Origin of the sequence: Streptomyces sp. NPDC057486 (assembly GCF_042802415.1) — a bacterium.
Taxonomy (GTDB): domain Bacteria; phylum Actinomycetota; class Actinomycetes; order Streptomycetales; family Streptomycetaceae; genus Streptomyces; species Streptomyces yanii.
The window spans coordinates 139,109-154,674 of the sequence record NZ_JBHVEE010000002.1 but is presented as its reverse complement, the minus strand read 5'-3'; the positions used below and the strand labels follow the sequence as shown (position 1 = coordinate 154,674).

The window sequence follows — 15,566 nt, the reverse complement described above, 5'->3', positions numbered from 1 at the left end:
GGCGCCCTGTGCCCCGTACATCGGTATATGGCCGGACACCCGGCTCCGACTATCGACGGAGGAGGGTGACGACCGCCGCGCCGCCGAGCCCGATGTTGTGGGCGAGTCCGACCCGGGCACCGGGCACCTGCCGGTCGCCCGCCTCGCCGCGCAGCTGCCAGGTGAGCTCGGCGGCCTGGGCGATGCCGGTGGCACCGAGCGGGTGGCCCTTGGAGATCAGGCCACCGGACGGGTTGACCACCCAGCGGCCGCCGTAGGTGGTGGCCCCGGACTCGACGAGCTTGCCGGACTCGCCCTCACCGCACAGGCCGAGCGCCTCGTAGGTGAGGAGTTCGTTGATGGAGAAGCAGTCGTGCAGCTCGATGACGTCGAGGTCCGCGGCCGAGAGCCCCGAGGTGTCGTACACCTGCCGGGCGGCGGCGCGCGACATGGGCAGTCCGACGGCGTCGATGCAGGTGCCGGAGGCGAAGGAATCGCCCGTGTCGGTCGTCATGGCCTGGGCGACGATCTCGACCGCCCTGTCCTCCAGCCCGTGGCTCCCGACGAAGCGTTCCGACACGACGACGGCTGCGGCCGCCCCGTCGGAGGTGGGTGAGCACTGGAGTTTGGTCAGCGGGCGGTGGACGGTCCTGGCGGCGAGGATCTCGTCGACCGTGTACGCGTCCTGGAACTGGGCGTACGGGTTGTTCACCGAGTGCCGGTGGTTCTTGGCGCCGACCGCCGCGAGCTGCGCCTCGGTCGTCCCGTACCGCTCCATGTGTTCGCGGGCCGCGTTGCCGAAGATCTGGGCGGTGGGCGGGGACATCTCGAAACCGTGGGCGGCGGCCATGATCCCGTAGTGCCGGGCGACGGGCGAGGTCCTGAAGTCCGCTCCGCCGTCGGACCCGCTCCCCAGCGACCCGCGCGTCATCTTCTCGAAGCCGAGCGCGAGGACGCAGTCGCCGATGCCGCCCTCGACGAACTGCCGGGCCAGCATCAGCGCGGTGGAGCCGGTGGCGCAGTTGTTGTTGACGTTGTAGACGGGTACGCCGGTCAGTCCGAGTTCGTACGCGGCGCGCTGGCCGGCCGTGGAGGCCTGGAAGCAGTAGCCGACGGGGACCTGCTGCACCTCCTCGTAGGCGACCGAGGCGTCGGCGAGCGCGGCGTTCCCCGCCTCCTTCACCATGTCCCAGTACTGCCAGTCGCGTGTCTCCGGCTTCTCGAACTTCGTCATCCCGACGCCGACGATGTACGCCTTCATGGAGAGGTCACGTCCCTTCAGTCACGCGGGAGGCCGAGAATGCGCTCGGCGACGACATTGAGCTGAACCTGGGTGGTGCCGCCCGCGATGGTCAGGCAGCGGGACATCAGAAATCCGTGCAGGGCCCGGTCCCCGGGACCTTCCGCAGTCGCCCCCGCAGGTCCGAGCAGTTCCAGGGCGAGTTCCGCGACCTTCTGCTGGTGGGTGGTCTGGACGAGCTTGCGTACCGAGGCTCCGGCGCCCGGCTCCAGTCCGGACACCTGCTGCAGGGTGGTCCGCAGTCCGATGCAGGCGAGTGCGTGCGCCTCGGCGGCGAGGGCGCCGATCCGCGCCCGGTAGCTGCCGTCGAGCTCGCCGGAACGGGCGATGAGCGCTTCCAGTCCGGTGTCGAAGGTCATCTGGTCGGCCATGTGGACGCGTTCGTTGCCGAGGGTGTTGCGGGCGACCCGCCAGCCGTCGCCCACGTCGCCGACGACGGCGTCGGTGGGCAGCAGGACGTCGTCGAAGTACACCTCGTTGAAGAGGGAGTCGCCGGTGATCTCCTTCAGCGGGCGGATGTCGATGCCTTGGGTGTTCCTCATGTCGACGAGGAAGTAGCTGAGCCCCTGGTGCTTGGGGGCGTCCGGGTCGGTCCTGGCGAGCAGGATGCCGTGATCGGCCCACTGGGCGGCGCTCGTCCACACCTTCTGGCCGTTGATCCGCCAGCCCCCGGTGGTCCGCTCGGCCCTCGTGCGGAGCGAGGCGAGGTCGGAGCCGGCGCCGGGCTCGGAGAACAGCTGACACCAGAGGAGTTCGCCGCGCAGGGTGGGCATGAGGTAGCGGTCCTGCTGCTCCGGTGTCCCGTGTGCGAGGAGCGACGGCACCACCCAGGTGGCGATCCCCAGGTCGCTCACCTTCACTCCCTGCTCCTTCAACTCCTGCTGCACGGCGAGCTGGTGGAGGGGTCCGGCGTCCAGACCGTAGGGGGCGGGCAGATGGGGGGCGGCGTAGCCGGTCGGGGCGAGGACGCGGCGGGCTTCCTTCGGGCCGAGCCCCCGGACGGCGGCGACGGCCTCGCGCGCCTCGGCGCGGTGACGGTCGGCCTCGGCGGGGAGTTCGAGGGCGAGCTCGCGGCGCGCTCCGCCCTCGGCCAGCCGGAGGGCCCGCAGCCGGTGGGCGTCCCCGGCCCCCAGCAGTTGCCGTGCCACGAGCGCCCGGCGCAGATGGATGTGGGCGTCGTGCTCCCAGGTGAAGCCGATGCCGCCGAGGACCTGGATGCAGTCCTTGGCGCAGCTGTACGCGGCGTCGAGCGAGGTGCCCGCGGCGAGGGCGGCGACCAGTCCCCGTACCTCCGGGGCTTCGTCCGCCGCGCGGGCGGCGTCCCACACCAGGGCTCGGGCCTGTTCGACGCGGACGAGCATGTCGGCGCAGAGATGCTTGATGCCCTGGAACTGCCCGATGGGACGGCCGAACTGCTCGCGGACCCTGGCGTACGCGACGGCGGTGTCCAGCGCCCGGGAGGCGGTGCCGCACGCCTCGGCGGCGAGGAGGACGGCAGCGAGATCACGGACGGCCGCGGAGTCGATCCGTACGGCACGGTCCGCGGGTACGAGTACGCCGTCGGCCCGGACCTCGGCGGTGGGGCGGGTCGGGTCGGCGCCTCGGTGCGGGCGCACGGTCAGCCCCTCGGCGGCGGTGTCGACGGCGAACCAGAGGGTGCCGGCGGCCGATTCGGCGGGGAGCAGCAGCAGGTCGGCGTCCGCACCGGAGAGCACGGGCGGGGCCGTGCCGTCGAGCAGGTGACCGTCCTCGCCCTCCACGACGGTGAGGGTGCCGGGACCGAGTGCGACGGCGCCGATACGGGTACCGGCGACGAGGGCGCCCACCAGGTCGCTCCCGCCCGCGTCGCCCAGCACCGCCGAGGCGAGCGCGTTCGCCAGGTACGGGCCGGGGAGCGCGGCCCGTCCCGCCTCCTCCAGAACGACGGCGAGGTCGAGGAGTGTGCCGCCCGCTCCGCCGTGCTCCTCGGGCAGATGGATGCCGAGCAGCCCCTGCTCGCCGAGACCGTCCCAGTAGCCGGGGCGCGCGCCGGGTGCGGACGGAGCGCTCGCGTCGAGGAGCTTGCGGATCTCGTCCGGGGGTACGGCGCGCGCCAGCCACCCCCGTACGGCCTGCGCCAAATCCCGCTGTTCCTGGGTGATTCCGATGCCCATGTACGGATCCTCGCCGGTCGCGGCCACTGGAACGGCGCAAGAGTAGAACACGTTTCAATCTGACGGAAGGTCAGATGGCCGCACGTTTCCGGCCGCGTACCTCGCCATGTCCTGTTGGTACCGCGTTCACCGGAATACCCCGGACCTCCGGAAGCGTTCAGCGTGCACACACTTGGCGGTCGGTGCTGCCCGGCGCCGGACCCGCACTCCGTCCTCGCTCCTCTTCCTTCCGCCGCCCGGAGGCCGCACGTATGCCACAGACGACGAACGATCAGCACGCCGAGGAGCAGCAGCTCCCCGATCCGCGGGAGCGACGTGCGGGCGGCGGTGTCGTCCCCGTACTCGCCTTCGCGGGTATCACCGTCGCGGTGATGCAGACCCTGCTCGTCCCCGTCATCAAGGACCTGCCCGCCCTTCTCCACACCGATCCGTCCAACGCCACCTGGGTGATGACCGCGACGCTGCTCGCCGGGGCCGTCGCCACGCCGATCATGGGTCGGCTCGGCGACCTTTACGGCAAGCGGAGGATGCTGCTCGCCAGCCTCGCCGTCATGGTGATCGGCTCGTTGGTCTGCGCCTTCACCGAGGAACTCGTCGTCATGATCGTGGGGCGCGCGCTCCAGGGCTTCGCGATGGGCGCCATCCCGCTGGGCATCGGCATCATGCGCGACGAGCTGCCGCGCGAGAAGCTCGGCTCGGCGATGGCGCTGATGAGTTCCTCGATCGGCGTGGGCGGCGGGCTCGCGCTGCCCGGCGCCGCGCTGGTCGCGCAGCACACCGACTGGCACACGCTGTTCTTCGGCGCCGCCGGACTCGGGGTGCTGTCGATGGCCCTGACCGTCCTCGTCGTACCGGAGACCTCGCTGCGTGCGCCCGGCCGGTTCGATCTGCCCGGTGCGCTCGGACTCTCGCTCGGTCTGGTCTGTCTGCTGCTGCCGATCACCAAGGGCAGCGACTGGGGCTGGACCTCGGGCACCACGCTCGGTCTGATCGCCGCGTCCCTGCTGATCCTGGCGCTGTGGGGGCTCTTCGAGCTGCGCAGCCCGGCGCCGCTGGTCGATCTGCGGACCTCGGCCCGGCGCGAGGTGCTGCTCACCAACCTCGCCTCGGTGATGGTCGGTGTCGCGTTCTACGCGGTCTCGCTCGTCCTGCCGCAGCTGCTGCAGCTGCCGACGTCGACGGGGTACGGCCTGGGGCAGTCGATGGTCGTGGCGGGGCTGTGCGTGGCCCCGCTGGGTCTGACGATGATGTTCGTCGCCCCGCTGTACGCCCGGCTGTCCGCCCGCCGCGGGCCCAAGGTGTCGCTGATGCTCGGACTGCTGGTCATCGCGATCGGTTACGGGGCGGGGCTCGGTCTGATGAGTGCCGCTTGGCAGACCGTGGTGATCGCGGTGGTGCTCGGGGCCGGTATCGGGCTCGCGTACTCCTCGCTGCCCGCGCTGATCATCGGGGCCGTCGATCCGTCCGAGACGGGTGCGGCCAACGGTCTGAACACCCTGATGCGGTCGATCGGTACGTCGGTGTCGAGTGCCGTGATCGGCATGGTGCTCGCCAACACCTCGGTGCGGATGGGACCGGTGTCGGTTCCCTCGATGGAGGGATTCCGGACCTCGTTCATGATCGCGACGGGTGCGGTGGCGATCGGTCTGGTGCTGGCCGCGTTCCTGCCCTCGCAGCGCGACGCCATGCGGCCGGTCCTGCTGGCGAGCAGCACGGACGAGGCGGCGCCCGTCCGGGAGGCGTCGCATGCCGTCGCCGGTTCGGGCGGGTTCCGCGGCCGGGTGCTGGATTCGGACGGCACGCCGGTGGCCCGCGCCAACGTCACGCTGATCGACCGGACGGGCCGGCAGGCGGGACTCACCGTCACGGACGAGGCCGGTCGGTACGCCCTGGCCGCCCCGTCCTCCGGCAGCAGCTTCGTGCTGGCCGGGTCCGCCACCGGGTACGCGCCGCGTGCGTGCCCGGCGGCGTACCCGGCGAGCGGACTGCCCGTCGAGATCGACCTCGTGCTGACGGTCAGCGCACCGGAGCGTCGAACCGCGGTGCCGTCATGAGCAGATGGGAGACGTCCGACCCCGCCGGGAGCTCCTGAGGCTGCGCGCCGCGGGTGAACAGCCGGGCGGGGCGGGCGCCCTGCACGCGGGCCTGGCGGCCGCTCACGCGCAGCCAGGATCCCTCGCGCAGGCCGAGCACCGGCACGTCGTTCTCCTCCAGGAACTCGGTCAGCCTCTCCTCGCGGGTCTCGCCCTTGTGGGTGCTGGCCGGATCCGGGTCCAGGTAGTGCGGGTTGATCTGGAACGGGACGAGGCCGAGCGCCTCGAAGGACGGCGGCTGGACGATGGGCATGTCGTTGGTGGTACGGAGGGTGGGCGCCGCCATGTTCGTACCGGCGCTGGCCCCCATGTACGGCAGCCCGGCGCGCACCGCCTCGATGACGGCGTCGCGCAACCCGGTGCGGTAGAGGGCGCTGAGCAGCCGGAAGGAGTTGCCGCCGCCGATGAACACGGCGTCGGACGCGGCGAGTTCGGCGGCCGGGTCGGCGTTCTCATGGACACCGCGGACGGTGATGCCGGACGGCTCCAGGGCGTCACGGACGCGTGCGGTGTACGCGGTGTAGTCGGCCAGCGCGTAGGGGACGAAGGCCAGCCGGGCACCGGACGGCAGGAATTCGATGACGGTGTCGAGGGCGTGTTCCAGGTAACCACGGCCGTGCTGGGTGGAGTTGGAGAGCAGAAGCAGATTCACAGGGTTCCTCGGACGGTTCGGGTGATTCAGACGGTTCGGGCGACTCGGGGGCACCGGTGACCCGGAGGTTCGGACGGGTCAGTCGGTGGTACGGGGGCGGCGGGCCCGCGGCTTCGGGCGCTGCGGTGGGTGGGTGAGCCTCTGCTCCAGGAGCTGGGCCGCCTGGCGCAGGGCGTCGAGCCGGTCCTCGGGCGCCCCCCGGAACCGCTCCTCGCCACCGCCGAGGCTGAGGCTCCCGTACGGCTCGCGCCCCAGGAACACCGGAACGGCGACGGTCGCGATCCCGGTGTCGTACTCGCCGACGGTGCAGGCGTACCCCTGGGCACGGACCTTCAGGAACTCCTGTTCCAACTGGTCCGGGTCGGTGACGGTCCGCTCGGTGAAGCGGGCCATGGGACGGCCGCGGAACAGCCGGTGGCGCTGCTCATCGGGCAGGTAGGCGTAGTACGACTTACTGGTCGCCCCGGCGTGCGCCGGGTAGAGCTCGCCGACCAGCGGGTAGTAGCGCAGCGGTCCGGTCTCGCCTTCCTCGGCGGCCACGCACCTCATGTGGAAGCTGTCCGGCAGGCAGAACAGGACGGTGTCACCGGTGGCCCGGCGCAGCTCCTCCAGGACCGGCCCGGCGAGCAGTTCCAGCGATCCGGAGCGCTCCCAGAGCCGGCCGAGCCGCAGCACGGCGGGGCCGATGCGGTAGCGGCGGGTGGCCGGGTCGGAGACCAGGAAGCCGCGGCCGGCGAGCGTCGCGAGGAGCCGCTGGGCCACCGACGTGTCCCAGCCGAACTCCTCGGCGACCTCGGTCACACCCCAGTCCGGCCTGGTCCGCTCGAACGCGAGCAGCACGAGGAGCGCCCGGTCGACGGTTTGCAGGGCCCCGGCGGGGGTGCGCCGGTCCAGATCGAAGTCCGCCATCGTCATCTCACCATTCAGACCTGAATTGCAAATAACGGGAAACAGTTGCGCTCAACGCTATCCGATCCCGAATCTGCTCTCAGCACCCCGTCCGGCGTCCGTGACTCCCTGCCGGGCGCCGGACGGGTGTGATGGATGCGTGAGAAAGGCCCCCCATGTTGAAGTACGTGCTGGACATCCTTGACCTGCTGGACGACCCCCAGGTCAACGGCAAGACGGTCGTCGAGTACCTCGACTCCGTAGCGGGGCCCGAGGGCTCGTCCGCACAGGTCACCACGGTCGCCGGCGAACAGGGCTCCACGGACTTCGTGCTCGTGAGGATCCCCGGCAGCCAGGGCCGCACCTCCGGCGGCAGCGCCCGCACCCTCGGTGTGGTCGGCCGTCTCGGCGGCATCGGCGCCCGGCCCGAGGTGACCGGTCTGGTCTCCGACGCCGACGGCGCGGCAGCCGCCGTGGCCACCGCGGCCAAGCTGCTCGACATGCGCCGCCGCGGCGATGTGCTGCCCGGCGACGTGATCATCGCCACCCACATCTGCCCGGACGCGCCGACCGAGCCCCACGATCCGGTGCCGTTCATGGGCTCGCCCGTGGACATCGCCACGATGAACCGGCACGAGGTGACCGGCGAGATGGAGGCCGTGCTCTCCATCGACACCACCAAGGGCAACCGGATCATCAACCACAAGGGCCTGGCCCTCTCCCCCACCGTCAAGGAGGGATGGGTGCTCCGGGTCAGCGAGCAGCTCGGTGAGCTGCTCGCCGTCGTCACCGGTGAGCCGTTGGTCACCTACCCGGTGACCACACAGGACATCACGCCGTACGGTAACGGTGCACATCACATCAATTCCATCCTGCAGCCCTCCACCGCGACGGCCGCTCCGGTCGTCGGCCTCGCGGTCACCTCGGCCGCCGCGGTGCCGGGCTGCCAGACGGGCGCGAGCCACGAGACGGACATCGCGTCCGCCGCCCGCTACGCCGTGGAGGTCGCCAAGGCCTACGGCAGTGGCCACCTGGACTTCCACGACGCGGTGGAGTTCGACAACCTCGTCAACCGCTACGGGTCGCTGGCTCACCTGCAGACCTTCGGCCGTACACCCCAGGAGTCCTGATGGCAGCCGCCGCCCCGCAGGCCGAGGCCAAGAGCATCGGCAGCGACGACTACTCCCTCTCGCGCGTCCCGCGCGACAAGAGGTTCGGATTCTGGTCCATGCTGCTGCAGTGGCTGGCCCAGTCCGGCTCGATCTCGCAGTTCACGCTCGGCGCCACCATCGGTGTCGGCATGACCTTCGGGAACGCCTTCCTCGCCTTCACGCTCGGCGCGGTGATCCTGGAGATCGTCATCTTCGCGATCGGTCTGGCCGGGATGCGCGAGGGTCTGGCGACCCCGATGCTGACCCGCTGGGTCGGCTTCGGCCGCAATGGCTCGGCACTGGTGAGCTTCGTCATCGCGGTCAGCCTGGTCGGCTGGTTCGGGGTCCAGAACACGATCTTCGGCAACAGCGTCTCTGCGCTGGTCGGCGGACCGTCCTGGATGTGGTGCGTGCTCGCGGGCATGGCCATCACCGCCCTGGTGATCTTCGGCTTCCGCTACATGGCGGTCTTCGCGAAGATCGTCACCCCGCTGTTCTTCGCGATGGTCGCCTGGTCCGTCGTCTCGACGCTCAAGGACCACTCGATCAGTGACCTGATCGACTCGCCGCCGCCCGGCCAGACGATCCCGCTCGCCGTCGCCGCCACCGCCATCGCGGGCGGCTTCATGACCGGCGCGATCGTGGCCCCTGAGATGACCCGCTACAACCGCAAGGGCTCGCACGTCTTCATCCAGAGCGCCTCGTCGATGATCCTCTCCGAGTACATCGTCGGCATGACCGGTGTGCTCCTCGGCCACCTGGTCAAGAGCAACGAGGTGTCGCACATCGTGCTCTCCACCTCGGGTGCCTTCGGCGTCATCGTGGTCCTGATGTCCACCGCGAAGATCAACGACTGGAACCTGTACGGCTCCTCGCTCGGCGTCGTCAACTTCTTCCAGGTCGTCTTCGGCAAGCGGCTGCACCGCGGCGCGGTCACGATCGTCCTCGGCATCGCCGGCACGGTCCTGTCCGCGATCGGGATCATGACCCACTTCACCGAGTTCCTCTCGATCCTCGGTGTGGCCATCCCGCCGATCGGCGGCATCATCGTGGCCGAGTACTGGGTCGTGAAGAGGATGCGCAAGCCGCTGGACGACACCCGCGAGGCCGAGACGCTGCCGAGGACCTCGCCGACCTGGGTGCCGATGTCCATAGCCATCTGGATCGTGGCGTTCTGCGTCGGCAAGTTCTACGACGGCGGCATCCCGGCGCTCAACTCGCTGGGCACGGCCTTCGTGCTGTACGCGGTGCTCGGCCTGCTGGGCTGGGTCAAGCCGTACGGCACCTCCACCCTGGGCGACGAGGACAGCGCCGTCCCCGCCGCCCGCGCAACAACCTCCGTGGGAGCAGCATGACCACCCCCGACCCCGCCGCCCCCCTCGTCCCGGCGTCCGACCGGGCTCAGGCCGAGGTCATCGACCTCTGCGCCGAACTGATCCGGTTCGACACCTCCAACCCCACCAGCAACGAACGCGCGAGCGCCGACTGGGTGGTGGGCCGTCTCGCCGAGGTGGGCATCGACTCCGAACTGGTCGAATCCGCCCCGGGCCGGGCCAACGTCGTCGCCCGCATCGCCGGCCGCGACCCCGAGCGCGGCGCCCTGCTGGTCCACGGTCACCTCGACGTGGTCCCGGCCGACGCGTCCGAGTGGCAGGTGCCGCCGTTCTCCGGCGAGATCCGCGACGGCTACCTCTGGGGCCGCGGCGCGATCGACATGAAGGACACGGTGGCGGTCATGATCGCCACCGCCCGGCACTTCGCCCGCACGGGCACGAAGCCCTCCCGCGACCTGGTCCTCGCCTTCCTCGCCGATGAGGAGGCGGGCGGCAGGTTCGGCGCGCACTGGCTGGTCGAGCACCGTCCGGAACTGTTCTCCGGGGTGACCGAGGCGATCGGCGAGGGCGGCGGTTTCTCCTTCGCCATCGACGACACCCGGCGCCTCTACCCGATCGAGAACGCCCAGCGCGGCATGGCCTGGATGGAGCTCACCGCCACCGGACGGGCCGGCCACGGTTCGTCCCCCAACGACGAGAACGCGGTCACCGACCTCGCCGAGTCGTTGACCCGGATCGGCCGCCACACGTTCCCGATCCGCCTGATCGAGCCGGTCCGCGCGCTGCTCGAAGAGGCCGCCCGCCTCCAGGGGGTCGACTTCGACGAGGACGACATCGAGGGCAGCCTGGCGAAGCTGGGCCCGGTCTCCGACTTCATGCAGGTCGTCCTGCGCAACTCGGCGAACCCGACCATGTTCAGCGCCGGCTACCAGACGAACGTCATCCCGGGGAAGGCCACGGCCCGCGTCGACGGCCGGTTCCTCCCCGGACACGAGCAGGAACTCATCGACACCATCGACCAGTTGCTCCTGCCGTCGGTCAGCCGCGAGTGGGTCAACCACGACATCGCGATGGAGACGACGTTCGACGGCCCGCTCGTCGACGCGATGTGCGAGGCCGTACGCGCCGAGGACCCGGACGGACACCCGGTCCCGTACTGCAACCCCGGCGGCACCGACGCCAAGGCCTTCACCCACCTCGGCATCCGCTGCTTCGGCTTCAAGGGCCTGAAGGTGCCGCACGACCTGGACTACGGCCGGCTCTTCCACGGCGTGGACGAGCGCGTCCCGCTGGAGGGGCTGCGGTTCGGGGTGCGTGTCATGACCCGACTCTGGCAGAGCTGCTGAGCCGATCCAGCAGCTCCGCCGGGGGCCGCCCCGACCCGGGCCCACCCCTCGTACGCCCCCGCCGGACCTGTTCCGGCGGGGGCGTACGGCATGGCGCGCAGCCCCTGTGCGAGCCGTACACGGACGTTCACGACCGCTTCACGGAACGGACAGCCGCGGCGCCCCTCCTCCTCCCTGTGACCACCTAGCGTCCTTGGTTCAGACCGGTTACCGACTCGTTATGGTGACCGCGCCAGAGACAAGGAACCCCCGTGAGAATCACCCCTCTTGTGATCGTTGCCGCGTCCGCAGCGCTCGCCGCACCGACCGCTGCCCACGCCGAGCCCGACGCCTCCCACCCGCCCGCGGCACCCGGCGTGAGTGCGCCCGGTGGGCGGTACGAGCACGCGGTGACACTGAAGTTCAGCGCCGAGCGCGGAACCACCGTCCGCTACACGCTGGACGGCTCGACCCCGACCCGCGAAAGCAGCGTCTACTCCCCCGGCCGCCCGCTGCGGATCACCGAGGACACCAACGTCACGGCCGTCGCCTTCCACGGCAGTCAGGCGAGCCCGGCCGTCTCGTACGGCTACCTGATCAAGACGCAGGAGAAGCCGCTCGCCACGTTCGTCGTCATGTCGGACGTCCACGTCGGGGACCACGCGCACAACGACAAGAAGTACGAGAGCTTCTTCGACACCATCGGTTCGATCTTCCCGAACCCGGACGCGATCCTGTCCAACGGCGACATGATCAACGACAACGGCGACGGCAAGGGCCCGGACCACAGGATCGTCTCGGAGATCTTCCAGGCGAACCTCAAGCGCAAGGGCATGGACAACACCCAGCTGCTGATCTCCAACGGCAACCACGACGCGAGCCTCGCCGCGATACGGGCCGGCTACCCGAAGGCGTGGTTCCCGGACTCCGGCGGCGGCTACTACGAGTCCGACGTCAAGGGTGTGCACCTCTTCACGGTGAACACGGAGACCTACAACAACGACACCGCGCAGCGCACCTGGCTGAAGACCCGCCTGGCCGAGCTCACCGCGGACCCGGCCAACGCCGACCGGCCGATCCTCGTCCAGGGCCACCGCCCCACCACGGGAACGGCGATGGACGGCCAGCAGGCGTCCAACCCGCGGCTGGCCGAGGACCTGAGCGCCTTCCCGCAGGCGATCCTCTTCAGCGGCCACTCGCACCTCAACATCAACGACGACCGGTCGATCCACCAGCGCGACTTCACGTCGGTCAACGACGGTTCGATGTCGTACGTCGAGATCGACCACGGCTACCAGATGGTCACCGAGACGGGCCTCGCCAACCGCTTCGAGTCGCCTACCGCCCAGGCGCTCTTCGTCGAGGTCTACAAGGACCGTACGGAGATCGACCGCATCAACATGGCCGCGGACCAGCACGACATCTACGCCGGAGGACAGTGGTCGGCGAGCTGGCAGCCGCCGTACGCCAGCGCGGGCACGCTGAGCGGTCCGGGCTGGACGGTACGTCTGAAGGGCTCGACGAACCAGCAGATCAAGGACAACTTCCGGTACACGGCCGCCGAACGGAACAAGGTGGCACCGGAGTTCACCACCGACGAGCCGCTGACGGCGGTACGCGGCCCCGAGGGTGCCACGGCCGTGCGGATCGCGCAGGCCAAGGACGACCAGATGGTCCACCACTACGAGGTCGACATCACCGACACGACGACCGGCACCAAGGCCGTCTCGTCCAAGGTCCTCTCCGACTTCTACATCATGCCGCGCCCGAACACCCTGGACATCCCGGTCCCGGGCGCGGTGGCCGGCCACGCGTACGAGGCGCGGGTCGTGGCGGTGGACGCGTACGGCAACGCCTCCCCGGCCACGACGCTGACGTTCACCCGCTGACGCGCCGGGACACCCCCTGGAGCGGTGGGCCGACGGGCCCACCGCTCCTGCGGCCGCACCAGGTGTCGGCCCTGCCGGCGGAGGCCACCCCGCCGACAGCGCCGACCGGCCCGTACGGCACGATGAGGCGCCGTTTCATTCCCGTACGACCAGGAGGAACCCCGTGGCCGCCGAGCCCGAGCCGGAGATTCTCGCCGCCTTCCAGGCGGCCAAGGGCTTCATGCCGGTGGTCGAGGGGCTCGCCCTCCACGCGGCCGCCACCGACGCCGCCGCGCTCGGTCTGCCGCTGCTGGAGGTCGGGACGTACTGCGGGCGGTCCACGATCCTGCTCGCCGACGTCGCCCGGGCGGCTGGTGTGACCGCACTCACTGTCGACCATCACCGGGGCAGCGAGGAGCAGCAGCCCGGCTGGGAGTACCACGACCCGACCGTCGTGGACCCGGAGGTCGGCCGGATGGACACGCTGCCGACCTTCCGCCGCACGCTGCACGCGGCGGGCCTCGAAGACCACGTCGTGGCGCTCGTAGGGCGGTCCCCGCAGGTCGCGGCCGTCTGGGGCGGGCAGCTCGGCTTCGTCTTCATCGACGGCGGGCACACCGACGAGCATGCGAACGGCGACTACGAGGGCTGGGCGCCGCATGTCGCCGAGGGCGGGCTGCTCGTGATCCACGACGTGTTCCCCGACCCCGCGCACGGTGGTCAGGCGCCGTACCGGGTGTATCTGCGGGCTCTGGAGTCCGGGGCGTTCACCGAGGTGTCGGTCACGGACTCGCTGCGCGTCCTGCGCCGTACCGGAACGGGGATCTGAGCCGCCGGATAGCATCGCGACGTGCCGTACGACACCAGCTTTTCTTCCACCCCGCGCCCCGCGCGGCGCCGCCGGACCCTGCTCGCCGCCGCCGCGCTGGGCTGCGTGTGCCTGATCGCGGGCTGCGGGGGTGGCGGCGGCGGTGGAGCGGCGCAGCCGCGCGAGGGCGGTGGTGGCACGTCGTCCCCGCCGTCCCTGTCGCCTTCGCCCGCGAAGGGCGGTCCGGCGGCGAGGACGTCCTCGGTGCCGCCCTCCCCGTCGAAGTCAGCGAACCGCACGGTGTCCGGGCCGCTGTCGGGGAAGACGGTCGTGATCGACCCCGGGCACAACCCGCGCAACCACGAGCACACCCGCGAGATCGGCCGCCAGGTGGACATCGGCACCGCGCACAAGGAGTGCGACACCACCGGTACGTCCACCGACTCGGGTTACGCCGAGGCCGAGTTCACCCTGGATGTGGCGCACCGGCTGCGGGCACTGCTGCAGGCGCAGGGCGCCGAGGTGGTCCTCACGTACGACAACGACCGCCCGTACGGGCCGTGTGTCGACGAGCGGGCCCGGATCGGCAACCGCGCCGGGGCCGATGCGGTCGTGTCGGTGCACGCGGACGGTTCCGCGGTCGGCAACCGCGGCTTCCATGTGATCCTTCCCGCACTCGTGCGCGGCGGGGCCGCGGACACCTCGAAAATCGTCGAACCGTCGCGCGAACTCGGCACCCGGATCGCCGGCCTCTTCGTCCGGGCTACCGGAAGTGTGCCTTCCAATTACGTGGGCGGGAATACGGGGTTGGACACCCGTAAGGATCTGGGCGGACTCAATTTGTCCACGGTGCCCAAGGTGTTCATCGAGTGCGGCAATATGCGTGATCCGAAGGACGCCGCCCTGCTCACCAGCGCGGGCTGGCGCCAGAAGGCCGCACAGGGCATTGCGAACGGCATCAGTTCCTACCTGCGCGGGTAAGCACGCCTGATTATGCGGTGGTTGTGCGGTGGTTATGCAGGGTTATTCAGGGGGATGACCGCCCAAGGTCCGGGCCAGGGCACAACCTGCCCTGGCAGACGATAGATTCATCCGTACGATGGGGAGCCGCCCCCGAGCTTCGTGCCGTGCCCGCCGTACCGGCGGTAGCGACGACCGCCCCGACGAGACGACCGACTAAGGACCTTCACGTGAATATCCGCTCGCTCACTAGAGGCGATGGCGTGGTGATCGGAGCAGCGGTGGTGCTGTTCATCGCCTCTTTCCTCGATTTCTTCTCCTACAGCGGCCTCAGCGTCGACGCGCCGAACGCCTGGGACTCGCTGGGCAATGCGATCGGCGTCTACCTGGTCGGGGTGATCGGTGCGGCACTGATCGTGCTCTCCCGTTCGCAGCCCCAGCCCCGCAAGGTCGTCGGCCTGGACCTCGCCCAGTTCGGCGTCGCGGCCACGGTCTTCACCGCGTGGAACATCTTCTGGACGATCATCGACCTCGGCCAGGTCGACGCCGGTGCCGGTCTCATCCTCGGCCTGATCGCCTCGCTCGCGCTGGCCGGCGGCGCGGTCGCCACCCCGCTGGTCCCCGCGCTGAAGGCGCCCCTGATGGGTGCCCCGCGTCCGCAGCCCGTGCAGGCGCCGTACGGCGGCCAGCCGCAGCCCGGCCAGGGGTACGGCTACCCGGGTGCCCAGCAGCAGCCGTACGGTGCGCAGCCGGGTCAGCCCCAGCCGTACGGTGCCCAGCCGCAGCCCGGTCAGGCCGACCCCGCCCAGGCGCAGCAGGCCCCGCAGGGCGGCGCCGCGCCGGCCGGTGACTTCGCGCCGTTCTGGTTCGCCGTTCCGGTGGCCCGTCCGCTGTACGGGGAGGACGGTTCGCCGAGCCCTATCGCCGAACTGGCGCCGGGCACCTGGTACCTCGCGGTCGAGCAGCGCGGTCCGGGCCTCATCGCCCAGACCCAGGACGGCCGTCGTGGCGTTCTGCAGGACACCACGGGCATCCAGCGCGGCTGACAGCACTCC

Annotated in this window: 12 protein-coding genes; 8 read left to right on the top strand and 4 right to left on the bottom strand. The window is 70.6% G+C overall.

All coding sequences use genetic code 11. The features are described 5' to 3' along the window. Positions 1-49: 49 nt before the first annotated feature. On the bottom strand, positions 50-1,240 hold the full coding sequence (locus ACFU6I_RS02285; RefSeq protein ID WP_384360454.1) for a lipid-transfer protein: 1,191 nt from the start codon (positions 1,238-1,240) through the stop codon (positions 50-52). Between the two features lie 17 nt (positions 1,241-1,257). Further along, complete coding sequence (locus tag ACFU6I_RS02280; protein WP_384360452.1) at positions 1,258-3,432, bottom strand: acyl-CoA dehydrogenase; 2,175 nt, start codon at positions 3,430-3,432, stop codon at positions 1,258-1,260. A 251-nt stretch (positions 3,433-3,683) separates the two neighbouring features. On the opposite strand from ACFU6I_RS02280, the gene ACFU6I_RS02275 reads away from it, so the two are divergent. Continuing rightward, positions 3,684-5,486 (top strand): MFS transporter, encoded by a 1,803-nt coding sequence (locus tag ACFU6I_RS02275; RefSeq protein ID WP_384360450.1) that lies wholly within the window; start codon positions 3,684-3,686, stop codon positions 5,484-5,486. Here ACFU6I_RS02275 and pepE read toward each other — a convergent pair. Together pepE and ACFU6I_RS02265 are read right to left on the bottom strand one after the other, a co-directional pair. Continuing rightward, complete coding sequence (gene pepE / locus ACFU6I_RS02270; RefSeq protein WP_384360448.1) at positions 5,449-6,177, bottom strand: dipeptidase PepE; 729 nt, start codon at positions 6,175-6,177, stop codon at positions 5,449-5,451. The genes ACFU6I_RS02275 and pepE overlap by 38 nt on opposite strands. A 78-nt stretch (positions 6,178-6,255) precedes the next feature. After that, complete coding sequence (locus ACFU6I_RS02265; RefSeq protein ID WP_266986191.1) at positions 6,256-7,086, bottom strand: IclR family transcriptional regulator; 831 nt, start codon at positions 7,084-7,086, stop codon at positions 6,256-6,258. 155 nt (positions 7,087-7,241) lie between these two features. Between ACFU6I_RS02265 and ACFU6I_RS02260 the strand changes: the two genes are divergently transcribed. The 7 genes from ACFU6I_RS02260 to ACFU6I_RS02230 all read left to right on the top strand — a co-directional run bounded on the left by ACFU6I_RS02260 (position 7,242) and on the right by ACFU6I_RS02230 (position 15,557). Further along, positions 7,242-8,195, top strand: coding sequence for a DUF1177 domain-containing protein (locus tag ACFU6I_RS02260; RefSeq protein WP_384360446.1), 954 nt, complete (start codon positions 7,242-7,244; stop codon positions 8,193-8,195). After that, positions 8,195-9,571, top strand: a complete 1,377-nt coding sequence (locus ACFU6I_RS02255; RefSeq protein ID WP_266986187.1) for a cytosine permease — start codon at positions 8,195-8,197, stop codon at positions 9,569-9,571. Before ACFU6I_RS02260 ends, ACFU6I_RS02255 begins: the two co-directional genes overlap by 1 nt. After that, positions 9,568-10,896 carry a M20/M25/M40 family metallo-hydrolase gene (locus ACFU6I_RS02250; protein ID WP_384360444.1) on the top strand — a complete coding sequence of 443 codons (1,329 nt, stop codon included), beginning with the start codon at positions 9,568-9,570 and terminating at the stop codon, positions 10,894-10,896. The genes ACFU6I_RS02255 and ACFU6I_RS02250 overlap by 4 nt, the downstream gene beginning before the upstream one ends. A 251-nt stretch (positions 10,897-11,147) precedes the next feature. After that, positions 11,148-12,764 carry a chitobiase/beta-hexosaminidase C-terminal domain-containing protein gene (locus ACFU6I_RS02245; RefSeq protein ID WP_384360442.1) on the top strand — a complete coding sequence of 539 codons (1,617 nt, stop codon included), beginning with the start codon at positions 11,148-11,150 and terminating at the stop codon, positions 12,762-12,764. A 220-nt stretch (positions 12,765-12,984) separates the two neighbouring features. Further along, on the top strand, positions 12,985-13,572 hold the full coding sequence (locus ACFU6I_RS02240; RefSeq protein ID WP_384034252.1) for a class I SAM-dependent methyltransferase: 588 nt from the start codon (positions 12,985-12,987) through the stop codon (positions 13,570-13,572). 21 nt (positions 13,573-13,593) lie between these two features. Beyond that, positions 13,594-14,532, top strand: coding sequence for an N-acetylmuramoyl-L-alanine amidase (locus ACFU6I_RS02235; RefSeq protein WP_384360440.1), 939 nt, complete (start codon positions 13,594-13,596; stop codon positions 14,530-14,532). A 242-nt stretch (positions 14,533-14,774) separates the two neighbouring features. Beyond that, complete coding sequence (locus tag ACFU6I_RS02230) at positions 14,775-15,557, top strand: hypothetical protein (RefSeq protein WP_384360438.1); 783 nt, start codon at positions 14,775-14,777, stop codon at positions 15,555-15,557. The last annotated feature ends 9 nt before the right edge of the window (positions 15,558-15,566 follow it).

Coding starts and splice junctions, on each gene's coding strand:
- ACFU6I_RS02255 (WP_266986187.1), top strand. CDS start 8,195: ATGGCAGCCGCCGCCCCGCAGGCCGAGGCCAAGAGCATCGGCAGCGAC.
- ACFU6I_RS02240 (WP_384034252.1), top strand. CDS start 12,985: ATGCCGGTGGTCGAGGGGCTCGCCCTCCACGCGGCCGCCACCGACGCC.
- ACFU6I_RS02275 (WP_384360450.1), top strand. CDS start 3,684: ATGCCACAGACGACGAACGATCAGCACGCCGAGGAGCAGCAGCTCCCC.
- ACFU6I_RS02250 (WP_384360444.1), top strand. CDS start 9,568: ATGACCACCCCCGACCCCGCCGCCCCCCTCGTCCCGGCGTCCGACCGG.
- ACFU6I_RS02280 (WP_384360452.1), bottom strand. CDS start 3,432: ATGGGCATCGGAATCACCCAGGAACAGCGGGATTTGGCGCAGGCCGTA.
- ACFU6I_RS02265 (WP_266986191.1), bottom strand. CDS start 7,086: ATGGCGGACTTCGATCTGGACCGGCGCACCCCCGCCGGGGCCCTGCAA.
- ACFU6I_RS02285 (WP_384360454.1), bottom strand. CDS start 1,240: ATGAAGGCGTACATCGTCGGCGTCGGGATGACGAAGTTCGAGAAGCCG.
- ACFU6I_RS02260 (WP_384360446.1), top strand. CDS start 7,242: ATGTTGAAGTACGTGCTGGACATCCTTGACCTGCTGGACGACCCCCAG.